Origin of the sequence: Ciceribacter azotifigens, from assembly GCF_048159625.1 — a bacterium.
GTDB lineage: Bacteria > Pseudomonadota > Alphaproteobacteria > Rhizobiales > Rhizobiaceae > Allorhizobium > Allorhizobium azotifigens.
The window spans coordinates 38,554-56,313 of sequence record NZ_JBLQTA010000023.1 but is presented as its reverse complement, the minus strand read 5'-3'; the positions used below and the strand labels follow the sequence as shown (position 1 = coordinate 56,313).

Annotated in this window: 17 protein-coding genes and 1 pseudogene; 7 read left to right on the top strand and 11 right to left on the bottom strand. The window is 62.3% G+C overall.

Features of this window, described 5'->3' with window-relative positions:
• Positions 1–126: 126 nt before the first annotated feature.
• Positions 127–264 (bottom strand): annotated as a pseudogene (locus tag ACM6UT_RS21845) (DNA-binding protein); the annotation flags it as partial.
• A 323-nt stretch (positions 265–587) separates the two neighbouring features.
• Between ACM6UT_RS21845 and ACM6UT_RS21840 the strand changes: the two are divergent.
• Positions 588–1,049, top strand: a complete 462-nt coding sequence (locus ACM6UT_RS21840; protein WP_416799431.1) for a mobile mystery protein A — start codon at positions 588–590, stop codon at positions 1,047–1,049.
• Entirely contained in the window at positions 1,046–1,639 is a 594-nt protein-coding gene (locus ACM6UT_RS21835) for a mobile mystery protein B (protein WP_416799430.1), read from the top strand. The genes ACM6UT_RS21840 and ACM6UT_RS21835 overlap by 4 nt, the downstream gene beginning before the upstream one ends.
• 310 nt (positions 1,640–1,949) lie before the next feature.
• Here ACM6UT_RS21835 and ACM6UT_RS21830 read toward each other — a convergent pair whose 3' ends face one another.
• The 5 genes from ACM6UT_RS21830 to ACM6UT_RS21810 all read right to left on the bottom strand — a co-directional run bounded on the left by ACM6UT_RS21830 (position 1,950) and on the right by ACM6UT_RS21810 (position 7,700).
• On the bottom strand, positions 1,950–2,987 hold the full coding sequence (locus ACM6UT_RS21830) for a LacI family DNA-binding transcriptional regulator (protein ID WP_416799429.1): 1,038 nt from the start codon (positions 2,985–2,987) through the stop codon (positions 1,950–1,952).
• 150 nt (positions 2,988–3,137) lie between these two features.
• Complete coding sequence (locus tag ACM6UT_RS21825) at positions 3,138–4,034, bottom strand: NAD-dependent epimerase/dehydratase family protein (protein WP_416799428.1); 897 nt, start codon at positions 4,032–4,034, stop codon at positions 3,138–3,140.
• A 52-nt stretch (positions 4,035–4,086) separates the two neighbouring features.
• The gene (locus tag ACM6UT_RS21820) at positions 4,087–5,589 is read right to left on the bottom strand and encodes a sugar ABC transporter ATP-binding protein (RefSeq protein ID WP_416799427.1); all 1,503 of its coding nucleotides are present in this window, start codon (positions 5,587–5,589) and stop codon (positions 4,087–4,089) included.
• A gap of 73 nt (positions 5,590–5,662) precedes the next feature.
• Positions 5,663–6,604, bottom strand: coding sequence for a sugar-binding protein (locus ACM6UT_RS21815; RefSeq protein ID WP_416799426.1), 942 nt, complete (start codon positions 6,602–6,604; stop codon positions 5,663–5,665).
• 85 nt (positions 6,605–6,689) lie between these two features.
• Positions 6,690–7,700, bottom strand: coding sequence for an ABC transporter permease (locus ACM6UT_RS21810; protein ID WP_416799425.1), 1,011 nt, complete (start codon positions 7,698–7,700; stop codon positions 6,690–6,692).
• A gap of 361 nt (positions 7,701–8,061) precedes the next feature.
• Here ACM6UT_RS21810 and ACM6UT_RS21805 point away from each other — a divergent pair, with 361 nt between their 5' ends.
• Entirely contained in the window at positions 8,062–8,760 is a 699-nt protein-coding gene (locus ACM6UT_RS21805) for an aspartate/glutamate racemase family protein (RefSeq protein WP_416799424.1), read from the top strand.
• Between the two features lie 83 nt (positions 8,761–8,843).
• On the top strand, positions 8,844–9,905 hold the full coding sequence (locus ACM6UT_RS21800; protein WP_416799423.1) for an aldo/keto reductase: 1,062 nt from the start codon (positions 8,844–8,846) through the stop codon (positions 9,903–9,905).
• A 68-nt stretch (positions 9,906–9,973) separates the two neighbouring features.
• On the opposite strand, the gene otnI is transcribed toward ACM6UT_RS21800, so the two are convergent.
• Together otnI and ltnD are read right to left on the bottom strand one after the other, a co-directional pair.
• Positions 9,974–10,747, bottom strand: a complete 774-nt coding sequence (otnI, locus tag ACM6UT_RS21795) for a 2-oxo-tetronate isomerase (protein ID WP_416799422.1) — start codon at positions 10,745–10,747, stop codon at positions 9,974–9,976.
• 1 nt (position 10,748) lies between these two features.
• Positions 10,749–11,669, bottom strand: a complete 921-nt coding sequence (gene ltnD / locus ACM6UT_RS21790) for an L-threonate dehydrogenase (protein ID WP_416799421.1) — start codon at positions 11,667–11,669, stop codon at positions 10,749–10,751.
• A gap of 218 nt (positions 11,670–11,887) precedes the next feature.
• On the opposite strand from ltnD, the gene otnK reads away from it, so the two are divergent.
• Genes otnK through ACM6UT_RS21775 form a run of 3 tightly spaced genes read left to right on the top strand, consistent with a single transcriptional unit; the run spans position 11,888 to position 14,761 of the window.
• The gene (otnK, locus tag ACM6UT_RS21785; protein WP_416799420.1) at positions 11,888–13,171 is read left to right on the top strand and encodes a 3-oxo-tetronate kinase; all 1,284 of its coding nucleotides are present in this window, start codon (positions 11,888–11,890) and stop codon (positions 13,169–13,171) included.
• On the top strand, positions 13,164–13,805 hold the full coding sequence (gene otnC, locus ACM6UT_RS21780; protein WP_416799419.1) for a 3-oxo-tetronate 4-phosphate decarboxylase: 642 nt from the start codon (positions 13,164–13,166) through the stop codon (positions 13,803–13,805). The genes otnK and otnC overlap by 8 nt, the downstream gene beginning before the upstream one ends.
• A 32-nt stretch (positions 13,806–13,837) precedes the next feature.
• Entirely contained in the window at positions 13,838–14,761 is a 924-nt protein-coding gene (locus ACM6UT_RS21775) for an NAD(P)-dependent oxidoreductase (RefSeq protein ID WP_416799433.1), read from the top strand.
• Between the two features lie 87 nt (positions 14,762–14,848).
• Here the strand turns inward: ACM6UT_RS21775 and moaA are convergent, their stop codons facing one another.
• Genes moaA through ACM6UT_RS21760 form a run of 3 tightly spaced genes read right to left on the bottom strand, consistent with a single transcriptional unit; the run spans position 14,849 to position 17,695 of the window.
• Complete coding sequence (gene moaA, locus ACM6UT_RS21770; protein ID WP_416799418.1) at positions 14,849–15,886, bottom strand: GTP 3',8-cyclase MoaA; 1,038 nt, start codon at positions 15,884–15,886, stop codon at positions 14,849–14,851.
• Positions 15,876–16,424, bottom strand: coding sequence for a DUF2478 domain-containing protein (locus tag ACM6UT_RS21765; protein WP_416799417.1), 549 nt, complete (start codon positions 16,422–16,424; stop codon positions 15,876–15,878). Before ACM6UT_RS21765 ends, moaA begins: the two co-directional genes overlap by 11 nt.
• A complete protein-coding gene (locus ACM6UT_RS21760; protein WP_416799416.1) occupies positions 16,421–17,695 on the bottom strand; it encodes a molybdopterin molybdotransferase MoeA in 1,275 nt (424 codons plus the stop codon). Before ACM6UT_RS21760 ends, ACM6UT_RS21765 begins: the two co-directional genes overlap by 4 nt.
• Positions 17,696–17,760 lie beyond the last annotated feature (65 nt).

The window sequence follows — 17,760 nt, the reverse complement described above, 5'->3', positions numbered from 1 at the left end:
TTTGAAATTGGAATCTGCCCCGGCTACACCCAAAGATCGCATAAGACAGCTTATGGAACTTCCACCATTAGCTTGCACAAGTGGTGCAACCAGGCGCTGGTACTGGGAGCGACCGACACTGCGGCATCAGAATTTCGGTGCCATCAACTTAACCGTCGGGAAATACGTCGTGTAGCGACAGACGTCTCGCATCAGCAAAAACGTCGCCACTGCGGCTTGTGCACCAATGAAGAACTCCGGCAGTACACCAGTCCGCGATCCGCCACGCGTCATCGCGATAATGGCCTCCGTATCAAGCCCGTTCCCCGCGTAGCCACGGAGCTTCTGGAAGCGGCTGGCCGGCCTTCTATCATCGGAACTTGTCAGGACGATCCTCGCGTCAGCCGTCGGAGCTAAAGACGTCGGGCGCCCCACAGCAGGCTTCTTCCAGGCCGAAGATCAGGCCAAGGACTGATCAAAATAGAATACATTCAGACTAGAGACTGACGTTAGAAGAGCGTCACACAACTTATAGGCTGAAAGAATCCGGTTGATAGTCAGTCTATATGCTGATAACTTTGAGCGAAAATCAATTTTCAGGCTGAGACATGAAGAGTGACATTCGTAAAAGAGCGCGGACACGGCTTGACGAAAGACTTCAGGCGCTCCAACCAACTGATCGGTTTAGAGCACCGCCGAAGGGATGGATACGAGCGCTACGCGACGCCCTCGGCATGACGGGTGCGCAGCTGGGCGCGCGCATTGGGGTCCGGCCGCAAACAGTTGAATCAATTGAAAAGTCGGAAGCAGCAGAGACGATCCAACTCAACACCCTGCGCCGCGCCGCCGAGGCGCTGGATTGCACGCTCGTCTATGCCCTCGTTCCAAACAGCGCGCTTGAAGCCGTTGTCGAGGCGCGGGCGCGCAAGATCGCAACACGCGAACTCCAGCGCGTCGCGCATACGATGCGTTTGGAAGCCCAAGGCACGGACAATGCGGATTTCGAATCTCGTGTCCAGGCATACATCCGCGATAGGCTCTCGGAACGTGATCTCTGGAACGAAGTATGACAGATCTTATCCAAGAACCTGATGACGCAACACCGCTTGAGCCGCAGGAACGGGAGGGTTTGCTCCAGACTTGGATCACTCACCGCCGCGACCTAAACGAGGCGGAAGAGGAAAGCATCGTCAAGGGCGCCTGGGCGCGTGGCCGGAGGCGCTTGCCACTCGAGCGGATGCTCAGCGAAGACTTCATGCGGACGCTACATAAGCGTATGTTTGGAGAGGTCTGGCAATGGGCCGGCACGTTCCGGACGACGGAGCGCAACATCGGTATACAGGCTTATCGTATTGGAATGGAGCTCGCGAGCTTATTGTGCGACATCCGTTACTGGATTGAAAACAAGACCTTTTCGCCGGATGAGATAGCAATCAGATTCCATCATCGCCTCGTTACCATCCACCCTTTTCCGAACGGGAACGGGCGCCACGCACGTCTCGCGGCCGACCTCCTGATCGAGCGCCTCGGCGGTGATCCTTTTACCTGGGGCGGTGGCAGTCTCGCCACCGTTGGCGAATTGCGGGCACGCTACGTTGCGGCATTACGCGCCGCGGACAACCATGACATCGCTGCGCTTCTGGAATTCGCACGCAGCTAAGTGCAGAAGTTCCCAGTTTTCGTCTGTTTCATCGCCTTGAAGGGATATCTGAACGATTGCTTCCTCGATCCCTTGACGGCACTCCGCTGAAGGGAGGCGGAGAAACCGGCAAGTCCCCCTCCCCACAATCTCGCGCCCCTCGTCGGCAACCTCATCAATGTTGAAAAATCAAAGCAAACCGGAATGACATCCTCCGTCTCGTCACGACGATCCGTTCCGGCCAGGTCCGACCTTCCTCGCGGTCAAAGCGACGTCGCCGAGGCTCATTGAACCATTGCGTCAAGTGACGATGCCGGGCCTCGCCGACGCATCACGCCGTCGCGCCGGCGAACACCTCGAAGCCGGTGTCGAAAACCGAAGGTTCCGGCGGGCGCTGTGGTGACTCGAACGCCTTTTCAACCGCGGTGCGGCCAATGAGAAAGCGGTTCGAGCGGATCGTTGACAGCGGCTGCGGCAATTCCCGGCCGATATCGAGACCATTGAAGCCGAAAATCGCCAGCCGGTCCGGGATGGTGATATTCGCGGCCATGCAGTGAAAGATGCCGCCGACCGCCATGTCGTCGTTGGAATAGACGATGACATCGAGCTCCGGATGCTCGGCACAGAGCCGTGCCGTCATCTCCTTGCCGACGCCGACGGAACTCGGCGCCTCCGCCACTGCTTCCGCCGTGATCGTCAGACCCTCATCCCGCAGGGCATCGACAAGGCCGTCGTAGCGAAGACGCGCGCGTCGGTCCGCCGTCCAGTCGTGGCCGGCATAGCCGAAGCGACGATAGCCGCGCCCGACAAGATAGCGCCCGGTTGCGTATCCGGCGCGCCGGTGCGACATGCCGACGGCGATATCAATCGGGATCGCATCGATATCCATCATTTCCACGACGCGGATATCGCTTTGAATGAGCATGCGGCGCGTCGCATCGGTATGTTCGAAGCCGGCAATAAGGATTGCACTCGGCTTCCACGAAAGCAGCCCGCGAACGACCGCTTCCTCGCGGTCCATGTCGTATTCGGTGACACTAATGACCGGCTGGTTCTCCCCGTCCCGCAGCGCGGCGTGGATGCCCTGGAGCACTTCGGGAAAGACGATGTTCGACAGTGAAGGGATGACGACGCCGACAAGGTGCGAATCGAGCGAGGCGAGCGAGCCGGCAATCTTGTTCGGCACGTAGCCGGTGGCGCGTACCGCCTCCATCACCCTTTTTCGCGTTTCTTCCGCAACCGGGCCCTTGTTGCGCATGATGCGGGAAACCGTCGATTCCCCGACGCCGGCACGCTGGGCAACATCCTTGACGGTGACCTTGCTCTTCCTGTCGGGCAGACGCAGTCTCGGTGGCGTAGCTTCTCCCATTCTTTGTGCTCCAGTGCCGGTTCAAGAAGACCTGTCGGCTCATTCCGACCATTCGTTCCCGTAGAACCTTTATACCAAGTCGTCCGGCGCTGCGAAGAGCGCCGGACGACTTGTTTCACAAGAGGCCGTGGCGCGAACGGCGAATGCCTATCACTTCCGCTTGACGTATTTCCGCCACGAGTGCTGCTCCCGGAAGCCGAGGATCTCGCGTGCCTTGCGATTGGACAGCAGGCTTTCGTACTCTCCCATCGGACGCGTGACTTTGACGCCCGGATAGAAGCGGTCGATCAGTTCCTGCGTCGGGAGATCGGAAGAGGTCTCGTCGTTGGCGGCGTTGAACACCTCGAAGCCCAGCCCGTCCTTGTGGATGGCGCGGTCGACGATCTGACCGAGATCCCGTGCATCGATATAGCTCCACGCAATTCTCTTGCGGAAGCCCGGATCGGCAAACCATTTGGGGAAGAGGTCGTACTCGTGCGGCTCGATCACGTTGCCGATGCGGATGGCATAGATGTCGATCCCGGACCGCAGCGCAAAGGCCTGCGCGGTCTTCTCGTTGCAGATTTTCGACAGCGCATAGCTGTCCATCGGATCGACCGGATAATCCTCCTCTAGCGGGAAGTGAACGGGATGGCGAGGCTCGTTGGCGAAGACAAGGCCATAGGTGGTCTCGGACGAGGCGATGATCACCTTCTTGATCCCGAGCTTCACGGCCGCCTCGATGACGTTGTAGGTCCCCATCGTGTTGATGCGGAACATTTCGTTGTCCGGCGTGAGCATGATCCGCGGGATCGCCGCAAAGTGGACGACCGCATCCACGGGCTGCGCCCTCAGCGACGGATCGAATTCGTGCAGGCCCATATAGCTCGAGAACGCGTTGAACACCTGGCCACTGTCGGTGATGTCGGTGATGAGCGTCCGGACCTTGGGATTGTCGAGCGGCTTGGTGTCGATGTTCAGGACCTGGTGGCCCTGTTCGACGAGGTACTGAACGACATGCTTTCCAGCCTTGCCGCTTCCCCCGGTGAACATAATGCGTTTGCTCATCTCATGCTCCATTGCTGCTGATATTTCTGTTGGGGATGTCGCCTTGCGCGGGTTAGCCCGTCGCGGCGAACATCACGTTTTCCTGGCTGGCTTCCTGGTGGGTGAAGCCACCGGTGATGCGGCCCTCCTTGAGGACGATCACCCGGTCGCTGATGGCGAGAATTTCCGGCAGGTCGGAGGAGACCACGATGATGGACATGCCTTCCTCAGCCAGCTTGTTGAGCAGGGCGTGGACCTCGGCCTTCGCACCGACGTCGATGCCGCGGGTCGGCTCGTCGACGATGAGGATGCGCGGCTTGCGGGCCACCCATTTGGCGATGATGACCTTTTGCTGGTTGCCGCCCGACAGATTGACGACCTTCTGTTCCGGGCTCGGCGTCTTGATCCCGAGCGCCTGGATGAACTCCCGGCAGCGTTTCGTTTCACGGCCGCGATCGACGAAATCGAGCCGGCAATAGTCCGCAAGATGCGTGAGGCTGAAGTTCTCGCGGACCGACATGTCGAGCACGAGCCCCTGCCCCTTGCGGTCCTCGGTCACGAAGCCCAGACCCTCGCCGATCGCGACCGAAGGGTCGCTCATCCTGACCGGCTTGCCATCGATCAGGATCTCGCCGACATAGGCCCGGCTGCCGAAGATCATTTCCATGACCTCCGTGCGACCCGCTCCGATGAGTCCGAAAAAGCCGAGGATTTCACCCCTGTGCAGTTCGAAGCTCACATCCCTGACATTGGCGGAATGATGCGTCGGCCGGTACATGCCGAGATTGCGCACGGACAACAGCACTTCGTCGGTGGCATGTGAGACGTGTTCGCCGAAGAACTGCGACAGTTCGCGATCGACCATCTTGCGCACCAGAAGGTCACGCGTCATGTCGCCGATGGGCCTGGAATCCACCGTCTCGCCGTCGCGCATGACGGTCACCATGTCGGCGATCTCGAAGATCTCCTCGAGCCTATGCGAGATGTAGACGATGCCGATATTCTGCGCGGCGAGCCGCTTGACCATTCGGAGCAGGACCGTCGCCTCATGATGGCTCAGCGACGCGGTCGGTTCGTCCATGATGATGAGTTTCGACTGATAGGAGATCGCCCGCGCGATCTCGACCATCTGCTTTTGTCCAATGCTGAGATCGCCGACCAGCATCGCCGGATTGAGCTTCATGTCGAGTTCGGTGAGAACGGCGGCGGCCGCCGCATTCATCTTCCGCCGGTCGATCAGTCCGGCCGCATTCAACGGTTCGCGGGCGAGGAAGATGTTCTCCGCGATCGAGAGATTATCGACGACCGCGAGTTCCTGGTAGATGATCGATATGCCGAGAGATCTGGCATGCACCGGATCGGAGATCACGACTTCCTCGCCGTCGACCGCAATGGTACCGCCGGGATCACAGCGCTGCACGCCGGTCATGATCTTCATCAGCGTGCTTTTTCCGGCCCCGTTCTCGCCCGCGACGGCATGAACCTGTCCGCGATAGAGGGTGAGATCGACCCCCTTCAACGCCTTCACGCCGGGAAAGGTCTTTGAGATGTTTCGCATTTCGAGAAATGGGGTCATGGTCTGCTCGAATCCCGGTCCGGTGTGAATGGATGCGGAAGCACTCGGCTCCCGCACCCGAGTTCTGCAGGTGTTACTTCGTGTAGCTGCCCAGATTTTCGGCCGTGACGACGGTGACGCCGGTATCGACGTCCGCCGGGCTCTTCTCTTCACCGGTGATCTGCGCCACCAGGTGCTCGACGGCCAGACGTCCCATCGTGACCGGACGCTGGACCATGATGCCGTCGATGAAGCCGTCCTTGACGCCCTTGACCGTGTCCGGCAGGTCATCGAAGGCGAACACCTTCAGTACACCCTTGCGGTCGGAGAACTCCTTCTCGGCGAGAACCTTGGCGACCGCGGGACCGCCAACCTGGCTGATACCGAAGATGCCCTTGAGGTCCGGATTGGCACGCAGCAGCGCTTCGGTCACCGACACCCCGCGAGCGAGATCATCCTCCGTGCCTTCGGTGGCAGCGATGGTGATCTTCGGATAGGCTTCGAGTGCCTTCTTCACGCCGGCGATGCGCTCATTCAGGTTCGACGCGCCGAGCTGACCGGTGACGATCGCCACCTTGCCCTCGCCGCCGATGGCTTCCGCCATCGCCTTGCCCATGGTTTCGCCAGCGGCTTCATTGATGGTGCCGATATACATGCTGCGGCCACTGTTGGCGCTGTCGCTGTCGAAGGTGAGAACGGCAATGCCGGCATCGACGGCCTGCTTGATGATGCCTTCGACCGACTTCGGTTCGTTCACCGAGATCGCGATCCCGTCGACATGCCGCGCGATCAGGTCCTCGATGATCTTGACCTGCGTAGAACCCTGGGTGTTCTGCGGAACGACCCACTGATACTGCACGCCGAGCTTGTCGGCAGCTTCCTTCGCACCGGTGTTGCAGTCGTCGAAGAACGGGACGGCAACCTTCGGAACGACGGCGACGGTAATGTCGGCCTTGTCCTTGGCAAAGGCTGCACCCGTTGCCAGCAGCGACATCGTCAGGATCGCCGCACGAGCGGAATTGAAAAGTACACGCATGAAATCCTCCTCCTCAGCAAGCTCTCCTCGAGCCTGGATTCTTCGTGATTGGTTTTAGACGTTCGGCATGCTCATTCTTCTTGGCTCAGTTCTTTCCTCCCATGATCCTGCTCCGCAGCACGTCGAGGCTCACGGCGATCAGGATGACGCCGCCGGTGATGGCCTGTTGCGCATAGGTATTGATGTTGAGCAGCACGACGCCGTTGGCGATGACGCCGACGAGCGCCGCGCCGATGACCGCGCCGGTCACACTCCCTGCACCGCCGGCCAGACTCGCTCCGCCGATCGCGGCGGCGGCGATGACATCGAGCTCGGACCCGAAGCCGGAAGCCGGCTCGGCCGAGAGATAGCGGGAGAAGCCGATGACGCCGGCCAATGCGGCAATCGTCGAAGAGAGCACGTAGACAGACAGCTTGATGCGGTCGACCTTGACGCCGCTCAGGCGCGCGGCGTGCTCGTTCCCGCCGGTGGCATAGACATGCCGGCCGAAGCGGGTGCGGCGCATGATGACCGCGAAGAGCAGCATCAGGACAACCATGATGATGACCGGAACCGGCACGGGCCCGATATACCCCTGCCCGAGGACGGCAAAACCTTCGGGGGTTTCGGGTGTCACCGGCACGCCCCGGGTGATCATGTACATCAGCCCACGCCCGATGCTCAGTGTTCCAAGGGTCGCGATGAATGGCGGCAAGCCGATAAACGTGATTAGCAGGCCGTTGCAGAGGCCGAAAACCACGCCGACACCCAGACCCGCGGCAACGCAGATCTCGGTCGGGTAACCCGCGCTAAAGCAGAGAGCGGTCACGAGCGAGGCAAGCCCCATGGCCGATCCGACGGACAGGTCAATGCCCCCGGTAATGATCACCATCACCATGCCGATGCTCATGATTGCCGTCAGCGAAAAGGCGCGGAACACACCCATCAGGTTGTTCGTCGTGAAGAAATAGGGCGTATAGAAGCTGATCAGTGCGCCGACCACGACCAGCGCGATCAGGACGTTAAACTCGCGCACCTGGAACAGTTTACCGGCTTCGGTCAGCAGGCGGGAATGAAGCGATCCGGACGCGGATTGGTGCTGATCGGTCGCAAGCATTTCTCATTCCTCCCAAAAAGTTGCTCCGGTGCGCTGCCGCCTTGACCCAAGGGGCTCCTCAACCCCTTTGGCCGTCCCTGTCGCCCTTTCTTCGGTCGAGAATTGACGATTGAACGGCCATCAAGTGGCAGCGCTGTCATTTTCTTGTTCAACTCATCGGTCTTGTCAACCGGCTTTTTACGATTTGCGGATCTTCGCATGCCATCTGCGGATTCCCGCAATTTTCCCGATGATGACGGAGACACAGCGGTTTTTTGTCTGTTGCGTTCATCCGAATATAGACGATAGTATGGCAGCGCTGTCACATTGAGATCTGCTCGAACATGATTGCGGGCGAGAATTAGAACCGGGGAGTCCACTAATGCCCGACACCACAAAGGCCGCTATGTCCATCGCGATGATTCACACCGTCGCAGGCCTCGTGCCGACGCTGGACGCGCTTGCCAGGCGTGAACTGGACGGCTGGGAGCCCTTCAACATTCTCGATGAAAGCCTGCTGAAGAACACGATCCGCGAGGGCAGCCTCTCGAAGACGACGATGCGGCGCCTGACGCAGTACATTTGGTCGGCCGTCGATGGCGGTGCCGACGCCGTACTCGTCACTTGCTCGTCCCTCGGTCCGGCAGTCGATGCCGCGCGACGCCTTTGCCCAGTGCCGCTTTTCCGCATCGACACGGGCATGGCCATGGAAGCGGTGTCGAAATCGTCGCGGATCGGCGTACTGGCGACGTTGCCGACGACGCTCGGCCCCACCGGCGACGTCATCAGGAGGGCCGCGGCCGATACCGGGCGCGCCGATTGCCGCGTTACGGAAGAGCTGTGCGAGGGGGCGTTCCAGCGCCTCTCGGCCGGCGACCGCGAGGGACACGATGCCATTGTGGTCGCAGGTTTCCGGCGGCTTGCGCCGAAGGTCGACCTGATCGTCCTCGCCCAGGCGTCGATGGCAAATGCACTCGCCCCTCTCGGTCCCGAGCCGGGTGGCGTGCCGGTACTGACCAGCCCCGAACTCGGCATGCGCCACGTCAGGGAGCAGCTTTCGGCAGGCGCCAGCCCCCGGTGAAATGACCGGCAACCGCAGATCAAGACGACAACATCAATGCTGTCGGGCATCCTTCCCGGCAAGACCAATCCAGGGAGTAACGCATGGAATATCGGCAACTCGGCCGCTCTGGCCTCAGGGTCTCGGCAGTGAGCATGGGCACCTTCTCGTTCGGCGGCAAAGGCGACTTCGCCATGGTCGCAAGCCAGGGCGTCAAGGAGGCGCAACGGCTGGTCGACACGTGCATCGACGGTGGCATCAACCTCTTCGATACCGCCAACATGTACTCCATGGGACGATCCGAGGAGATTCTCGGTGAAGTTCTCGAAGGCCGCCGCGACAAGGTTCTCGTCTCCAGCAAGGCGCGAATGCGGATCGGCGACGGCCCCAATGACGAAGGCGTGTCACGCTATCATCTCATCCGCGAATGCGAGCGGAGCCTCAAGCGCCTGCGAACCGACCATATCGACATCTATTTCATGCACGAATGGGACGGACTGACTCCCGTCGAGGAGATGCTTTCGGCGCTCGACACCTTGGTCGCTCAAGGCAAAATCCGCTACATCGGCTGCTCTAACTATTCGGGCTGGCACATCATGAAGGCGCTGGCGGTCGCAGATCTCAAGAATTATCCCCGCTTCGTCACGCAGCAGATCCATTACACGCTGGAGGCTCGGGAAGCGGAATACGAACTCCTGCCGGTTTCCGTGGATCAGGGCCTTGGCGTCATGGTCTGGAGTCCGCTTGCGGCCGGTCTTCTCTCTGGCGCGTTCCGCCGCGATCAGACACCTTCCGACTCCCGTCAGGCGGCCGGGTGGAGCGAACCTCCCATTCGCGACGAAAACCGCCTATGGGACATCATCGACGTTCTGGTCGAGATCGCCGGAGCACGAGGCGTCACGCCGGCACAGGTCGCGCTCGCCTGGACCCTGTCACGACCGGCAATTGCCTCGGTCGTCGTCGGCGGACTGACGGAACAGCACTTCAGGGAAAACATCGCGGCGACTGACCTGACGCTCACGCCCGAGGAACTGCAACGGCTAAACGGCGTCAGCCGTCTCCCCTACATCTACCCCTACTGGCATCAGCACAATTTCGCCAGGGAGCGCTTCGGCGCCGGCGACTGGGCACTGCATCAGAGCTACGAGGACCTCGGCAAAATCTGATGAAGACAGGCGGGCCCGGGACCCGCCTTTCGACCTGCTTCCAGGACTCGCCTCGAAGCCCAGCCGGATTAGCCGGCGAACGTCTTCAGCCAGCCCAGCCCGGCGACGGTGTCGCCCGCAGGGCGATACTCGCAGCCGACGTAGCCGGTATAGCCGAGGGCATCGAGTTCCCGCAGGACCCGGAAATCATCGAGCTCACCGGTCCCCGGTTCGTTGCGCGCCGGCACCGACGCGATCTGGATATGGCCGATGATCGGCATCAATTCGCGCAGCCCGCGGATCACGTCGCCATGGATGATCTGGCGATGATAGATGTCGAACTGGAGCTTGAGATTGGGACGACCCATGTCGGCGATGAGGTCGGCCGCCAAATTGAAATCACTGAGGAAATAGCCCGGCATGTCGCGCGGATTGATCGGCTCGATCAGCACGTCGAGACCCGCCTCCCCGGCTTTGTCGCTGGCAAGCGCCAGCGAGGAACGGTACGTAGCACGGGCCTTCGCGTCCGACCGGTCGGCGAGCCCACTCATCACGTGCAAGCGACCGACGCCGGTCGCGCGCGCATAGCGCAGTGCCGTCTCCACGGATTGGCGGAACTCCTCTTCCCTCCCTGGCAGCGCAGCCAGCCCGCGCTCTCCGGCCGCCCAATTGCCGGGCGGGAGATTGAACAGCGCCTGGGTCAGGCCGGCAGTCTCCAGCCGCGCGCGGACGACGTCCGGTTCGAAGTCGTAGGGGAACAGAAACTCAACCGCCTCGAACCCGGCGGCGGCCGCGGCCGCGAACCGATCGAGGAACTCGGCCTCGTTGAACATCATGGTCAGATTTGCGGCAAAGCGGGGCATGTCACTGCCTCCCCGGCGCTTCTGGCAGCTTCAGTCCGGCGACCTGCGCCAGAAGGCGGGCAACCGAGGCGTCGTCGTCACGCCCCATGCCGGCGGCCGAGGTCATGATGAACATTTGAAGGGCCGTCGAGGCGATCGATAGCGGGAACTTCAGGTCCCGCCCGATATCGGAGACGATCCCCAGATCCTTCGTGAAGATATCGATCGCGCTTCGCGGCGTGTAGTCGCCTTCGAGGACATGCGGTACGCGATTTTCGAACATCCAGGAGTTGCCGGCAGACGCGGTGATGACTTCGTAGACCTTGTCTATGTCCAGCCCCAAAGCCTTGGCGAAAGTGATAGCCTCGCATGCAGCCGCAATGTGAACACCGGCCAGCAACTGATTGACAATCTTGAACGAAGCGCCGATTCCCGCCCGATCCCCCAACTCGTAGACCTTCTGCGCGATCGCCTCGAGCACCGGACGGACCTTGTCGAAGGCCGCCGGCCGGCCCGACGCCATGATGGTCAACTGACCCGCGGCGGCCTTGCCGGCGCCACCGCTGATAGGTGCGTCAATATAATCCAGCTCGAGCGCCTCCACCCGTTCCTCGAAGCCGCGGGCGAGATCCGGCCCCATCGTCGCGAAGGAAAGAACGACACCACCCTTCGCCATGGCCGTGACCACGCCGCGCTCACCGAAAAGGACAGTTTCCGTCTGCGCCGCATTCACGACGACGGTGATGACGACATCCGCGCCTTCTGCCGCCTTGGCAGGATCCCCGATCGCTCTGCCTCCCGCCTCGACAAACCGCGCCATGGCAGCCTCACTGACGTCGCAACCGGTCGTCTCGAAGCCGGCGCGCAACAGCGAGGTGGCGACTCCCATTCCCATGGACCCGAGCCCGACGACGCAGACTTTCAAACCCGTTTGCTTGCTCATCTATGAAAACACCTTCTGATCCGTCGTCTTCCTGCCGCTTCGCCGGCGCTTGCTTTTCCTGCCTCGGAAAAGTAATGATAGCGTTGCCACAACATGGTTAGCCCATCTGCGAATTCCATTGCAAGCCCTTATTTTCGACAGAAGATCAACGGCTTCGATGCGTTTCCGGAGGGCCGGCCCGCGGCCGGGCGGCCGCAGTCATATCTGGGAGGAAGAATGTGCTGATTGGCGCTGTTGCCGACGACATCACCGGGGCCACGGACCTGTGCCTCATGCTCTCTCGCGAGGGCATGCGCACAGTCCAGGTCATCGGCGTGCCGACCGATGATGTCGAGCTTACTGACGCGGACGCCGTCGTCGTTGCCCTGAAATCGCGCACGATACCGGCCGCAGAAGCGGTCGAGATGTCATGCGCCTCGGCCCGCGCGCTTCTCGCCGCCGGGGCCGAACAGATCATCTTCAAATACTGCTCGACATTCGATTCGACGGATGCCGGGAACATCGGCCCCGTCGCCGAAGCGCTGCAGGATCTGACCGGCGCGCCGGTGACAATCGCCTGTCCATCCTTTCCGGCCGCGGGGCGCACCGTCTACAAGGGGCACCTCTTCGTCGGCGACAGGCTGCTCTCGGAAAGTCCGCTCAAGGATCATCCACTCACCCCCATGCGTGATCCGGACCTCGTCCGCGTGCTGCAGCGGCAGTGCCGCCGGCCGGTGGGTCTCGTGCAGGCCGAGACCATCGCAAAGGGCCCCGACGCAGTGAAGGCCGCCTTTGCCGAGCAGTACGCTTCCGGCAAGCGCATTTTGATCGTCGATACCCTGAGCGACACCGATCTCAGGACCATCGGCAAGGCCTGCGCCGGGATGAAGCTCGTGACGGGCGGTTCCGGCGTCGCCATGGGACTGCCGGAGAATTTCCGGCAGACGCACAGGTTCGTACCGCCCCCAAGGGAGGCGCGGATGGCAGCCCCGGCCGGCCGCGCGGCAATTCTCGCCGGCTCGTGCTCGGCGGCGACACGCGGCCAGATCGAAGCAGCTGAGACTGTCGGGTTGCCCGCGCTGCGGCTCGACATCACCGCCGTCGCGGATGGGCGCCAGACGGCCGCCGATCTCGCCCAGTGGGCGATCGCCACGCCGGCCGATCGACCGCCGCTGATCTACTCCAGTGCCGGCCCCGACGAGCTGGCCGCGATCCAGGCGCGGATGGGGCGTCATGAGTCCGGGGCGCTGGTGGAAAGAACCCTGGCGGATGTCGCGCGTCGCCTCGCCGGCGCCGGCTTCTCCCGCTTCCTCGTCGCCGGCGGAGAAACGTCCGGAGCGATCGTCGAGGCACTCGGAGTCAGGGTCCTGCTCATCGGGCCGGAGATCGATCCGGGCGTACCGTGGACGCGCAGCATTTCAGGTCCAGACCTCGCACTGGCACTCAAATCGGGGAACTTCGGTGCCTCGGACTTCTTCCTGAAGGCCTGGAAACTGCTCGAAGCGGAGACAGAAAATGCATGATCTCAACCGTCTGCGTGACGAGGTGTGCCGCGTCGGACAGTCGCTGTTTCAAAGGGGGCTGACCTCCGGTTCGACGGGCAATATCTCGGTCCGGACGTCCGATGGCGGCTGGCTGATGACGCCGACCAATGCCTCGCTCGGGAACCTCGATCCATCCCGCTTGTCCCTGTTCGACGCGGAGGGCCGTTTCATCGACGGAGACGCGCCGACAAAGGAAGCGTTCCTGCATTTTTCGATGTATGGCGAGCGTCCGGATGCCGGCGCGGTCGTGCATCTCCATTCGACCCATTCGACCGCGGTGAGCATCATGGCTGATGTCGATCCGGAGGATGTGTTGCCGGCGCTGACCGCCTATTACGTCATGCGCGTCGGCCGCCTGCCCCTCGTTCCTTATTACGCACCCGGCGATCAGGCACTCGCCGAGGCGGTGCGCAGCCTCGCCAGCCGGCATCATGCCATGCTGCTTGCCAATCATGGACCGGTCGTCGCCGGGACGAGTCTCGCCAATGCGCAGTATGCAGCCGAAGAGCTCGAAGAGACGGCCAAACTCTTCCTGATGCTGCAGAACCACGCCAAGCGCGTCCTGACGCCCGAACAGGTCGCAGATCTGCGCCGACGCTTCGCCCTTCCCTGACCGGCCGCGCCGATCAGCAAACCCTATTTTCGATACATTCGCAGGAGAAAACTATGAATACGACGGCAAATGAAACGGTGGGCTTCGTCGGGGTCGGCCTTATGGGTCACGGCATGGCCAAGAACATCGTCGAAAAGGGATATCCCCTGACGGTCATCGCCCACCGGAACCGCAAGCCGATCGAAGACCTCGTTTCGCGCGGTGCGACGGAAGCGAAATCGCTCGAAGAGCTTGCAGCCGCGTCCACTATCGTCTTTCTCTGCCTCACCAGCTCAAGAGAGGTTGAAGCCGTCGTCAGCGCGATGAAGCCGAAGCTCGCCCGCGGGGGAGTCGTCGTCGACTGTTCGACGGGGGACCCGACGGTTACCGCCCGACTGGCGGACGAGCTCAAGGCACTCGGCGTCCATTTCGCCGATGCCCCCTTGAGCCGAACGCCAAAAGAGGCCTGGGAAGGCACGCTCGATGCGATGGTCGGCGCCGACCACGAGATCTTCGCACGAATCCGGCCGGTGATCGCGACCTGGGCCGGGAAGATCGTTCACATCGGCGGCATCGCCGACGGCCACCGGATGAAGCTCCTGAACAACTTCATCGCGCTGGGCATGGGGGCGCTCTTCGCGGAGGCGATAGCGCTGTCACGCAAGGTCGGGATCTCGGTCGACCGGTTCGACAGTGTGATCCGCGGCGGCCGCATGGACAGCGGCTTCTACCAGACCTTCATGGGCTATGTCCTCGAAGGCAACAGGGAAGCGCACCGCTTCACCTTGTCGAACGCCTACAAGGATCTCAAATACCTGGAATCCATGGCAAATGCGGCAACCGTCGCAACGCCGCTCGCCAGTGCCACGAAGAATTCCTACGCCGTCGCCGTCGCTGGTGGCGGCAGCGGACCGGAAGACTACGTGCCGCATCTCGCCGACTTCATCGCCAGACTCAACGGTCTGGAGACGAAATAGGCCGGACATCCGAGATACGTGACGAGGGGCAATCGGACGCGAGGGGTTTCCCCGGCAGGGGAACCCACAATCCGGGCAGCGGCGTCATCATCCGCCCAGAACGGACATGGGACGCGCGATGCCGCTCTCCGCAGGACGAGAGAGGTCGAATGCGTGGCCTTTCGGCTTGCAAGACAAGGCACCGCGGATCAACTGGTCAATTGCGGATAGGTCGCCCGACCCGCGCAGAGCATCGCGAAGGCCGATCGATCCCTCCTTCCCGAGACAGGTGAAGAGTTCGCCGGTGCAACTGACGCGCACTCTGTTGCAGCTTGCGCAGAAATCGCAAGACAAGGGCGTAATGAATCCGAGGCGGCCATTCGTCTCAGCGACCTGTACATAGCGAGCGGGTCCACCGCTGCGGTCCGGGACAGGGACGAGTGTCCACCGTTTCTCGAGCGATCGGCGCAAATGCTGGAGAGACAGGAAACTGCCGCGGCGGTCGTGGCCGGTATTCCCGAGTGGCATTTCCTCGATGAGCGTCAGATCCATTCCGCGTCCATGGGCGAAGTGGATGAGGTCATCCACCTCGTCTTCGAACGCTCCGGACATCGCGACCGTATTGATCTTGACCCTGAGGCCGGCGGAGAGCGCCGCGTCGATACCGTCGAGGACCGGCTGCAGCCGGCCCCGGCGTGTGATCTGCGCGTAGCGGTCGGCATCGAGCGTGTCGAGCGAGACGTTGACGCGGCGCACGCCCGCCGCAAAGAGAGCCCCGGCATGACGGGAGAGAAGTGTGCCGTTGGTCGTCAGGGTCACTTCGTCCAGATCGCCATTGTCCAGATGCGGTGCAAGAAGTTCGAACAACTGCATGACGTTCCTGCGCACCAACGGTTCGCCACCCGTCAGCCTGATCTTGCGCACACCGCCCCGGATGAACACGCAGGCCAGCCGATAGAGCTCCTCGAGCGTCAGCACCTCGCGCCGTGGCAGAAAAGTCATTTGCTCGCTCATGCAATAGACACAGCGTAGATCGCAACGGTCGGTCACGGACAGACGCAGATAGGTGACCCGCCGTCCGAAACCGTCGACCAAGGGAGCGCGCGTCAACTCAGTTGCCGGGGCGAACCCTCGTTCATGCCGCATCGCGAAGGTTCCTTGCTGCCCGCACCGCACGCCGCGCCCAATCGAGGACGCCTTGCCGATCAGGCGCGAGAAGACACCCGAGTTCGCCGGAAAATTTTTGCCACGCGGGCAGATATTCGTCCCGCACGACCGTCAGCACCGGGATTCCTCGGATGCAAGCCTCCTCGATGACGGCTCGAAATCCCTGCCCTTCGGACTCGCCCTTGCCGAAACGGTTGAGAATGAGCAGGTCCGTATCGTCGTCAAGGCGCGCCAGCAGGGTGCCCGCGACCTCCGCCAGCGCCCGCGGGTCGAGCCTGCACCCGCGCGCGCCGGAGCCCAGCGATTGCGAGATCCTGACGCGTTCGCCGGTCCCTATATCCTGGAGCGCAATCTCGCCGCAGCATTCGCCGTCGCCCGTGCCTTCCCATTGCAGGAAGCCGATGACCTTTCGCCCGTCGGCGCCGAGCGCCAGCGCAGTCGCCTTGAGGATATCGTCTACCGGGCTGTCCCTCGTGACGCTAATGGCCGCCTGAAGCGGAAAGGTGAGCTCGGTCATGTGATCTTCCATGAGGGATCCGTCCCGCAAAATGGGATCCACTCGATGCCTTCGCCGCGCGCCACATGCGTGGAATGGGCAGCGAGTATGATGACGCCGTCGGCCAGAGACAACGGCATCAGCGTCGCGGAACTGCCATGCCCGAGGGGCTCGACGATCGGCAGGCCGCTCTCGCTTCGGCCGGCGACCTGCCCCGGCAGATACTCGGTCCGTCCGGGCTTGCGCGCCCATTCGAAGCCGGCCACGGCCGTCTCCACCTTCGCCTTATGGCCGCCAAGCCCGAGCATCGCGCCGATCTGGCGGGCGACGAAAAGCTGGAAGCCGACATAGGCCGACAGGGGATTTCCCGGCAATCCGGTCACCAGCGTGCCTGCGAGGCGACCGAAGAACACGGGCTTTCCGGGCTTGAGCGCGACGCGCCAGGCCTCTACCGTTCCGCCGGCGGCAAGGAGTGCCGGCCGAACGAAATCCCTGCCGCCGACCGAGGCAGCGCCGGACGTGACGATCAGGTCGAAGCGGCCGGCCGATGCGCGGAAGATGTCGGTCATCCTCTCCATGTCGTCCGGGCAGATGCCGAGATCGGTCGTCTCGGCCCCGAGCGCTTCGCAAAGCGCAAGCAACATCGGTCGATTGGCGTCGTGAATACCGGCACCTTCGTCTCCGAGCTCGTCGCCGGTCGAAAGCACCGCGATCCGCGGCCGGCGAAGGACCGGAATGTGAGCATGACCGTTGCCGGCAAGAAGACCGACGTGGCGACCGTCCAGCATGGTGCCCGCCGAGACGAGCAGATCGCCCGATGCAATATCCTCGCCCGCCCGGCGGATGTTGTCACCGTGCCCGGAGCGAATGTGAACCAACACCGTGTCGCCCTGGTCGTCGCACTTCTCCTGCATCACCACCGCGTCCGAGCCGGCGGGAACCGGCGCACCGGTGAAGATGCGCAAGGCCGTTCCTGCCGTGAGGACGGGCGCCGCCGCACCGGCAGCAATCGTGCCGGCCACCGGGAGATGCCAAGGCCCCTCACCCGCGAAATCGGAAAGAGCGATGGCAAAGCCGTCCATCGCCGAATTGTCGAAGAACGGCATCGGGCGTCCGGCGCGGAGGCTCCGGGCCAGCACCCGCCCGCGAGCCTTGTGGACGGCGACGTCTTCCACAGCCGTTAACGGCTGCACCATGCCGACCGCGATTTCGACGGCCTTTTCGACGGGCGTGAGGGCGACGTGGTCTCGCCCCCCGTCGCATCCGCAGGCCTGTTGGGGCAATCCATCCACCACATTCTCTCTTCCTGCCTGGGCGGCAGAACTTCCTGCGGCATCATCGGGCCGTAGACACTGCA

Excerpts from the sequence above, each read along its gene's own strand:
- ACM6UT_RS21840 (WP_416799431.1), top strand. The coding sequence starts at position 588 with ATGAAGAGTGACATTCGTAAAAGAGCGCGGACACGGCTTGACGAAAGA.
- ACM6UT_RS21835 (WP_416799430.1), top strand. The coding sequence starts at position 1,046 with ATGACAGATCTTATCCAAGAACCTGATGACGCAACACCGCTTGAGCCG.
- ACM6UT_RS21830 (WP_416799429.1), bottom strand. The coding sequence starts at position 2,987 with ATGGGAGAAGCTACGCCACCGAGACTGCGTCTGCCCGACAGGAAGAGC.
- ACM6UT_RS21825 (WP_416799428.1), bottom strand. The coding sequence starts at position 4,034 with ATGAGCAAACGCATTATGTTCACCGGGGGAAGCGGCAAGGCTGGAAAG.
- ACM6UT_RS21820 (WP_416799427.1), bottom strand. The coding sequence starts at position 5,589 with ATGACCCCATTTCTCGAAATGCGAAACATCTCAAAGACCTTTCCCGGC.
- ACM6UT_RS21815 (WP_416799426.1), bottom strand. The coding sequence starts at position 6,604 with ATGCGTGTACTTTTCAATTCCGCTCGTGCGGCGATCCTGACGATGTCG.
- ACM6UT_RS21810 (WP_416799425.1), bottom strand. The coding sequence starts at position 7,700 with ATGCTTGCGACCGATCAGCACCAATCCGCGTCCGGATCGCTTCATTCC.
- ACM6UT_RS21805 (WP_416799424.1), top strand. The coding sequence starts at position 8,062 with ATGCCCGACACCACAAAGGCCGCTATGTCCATCGCGATGATTCACACC.
- ACM6UT_RS21800 (WP_416799423.1), top strand. The coding sequence starts at position 8,844 with ATGGAATATCGGCAACTCGGCCGCTCTGGCCTCAGGGTCTCGGCAGTG.
- otnI (WP_416799422.1), bottom strand. The coding sequence starts at position 10,747 with ATGCCCCGCTTTGCCGCAAATCTGACCATGATGTTCAACGAGGCCGAG.
- ltnD (WP_416799421.1), bottom strand. The coding sequence starts at position 11,669 with ATGAGCAAGCAAACGGGTTTGAAAGTCTGCGTCGTCGGGCTCGGGTCC.
- otnC (WP_416799419.1), top strand. The coding sequence starts at position 13,164 with ATGCATGATCTCAACCGTCTGCGTGACGAGGTGTGCCGCGTCGGACAG.
- moaA (WP_416799418.1), bottom strand. The coding sequence starts at position 15,886 with ATGCGGCATGAACGAGGGTTCGCCCCGGCAACTGAGTTGACGCGCGCT.
- ACM6UT_RS21765 (WP_416799417.1), bottom strand. The coding sequence starts at position 16,424 with ATGACCGAGCTCACCTTTCCGCTTCAGGCGGCCATTAGCGTCACGAGG.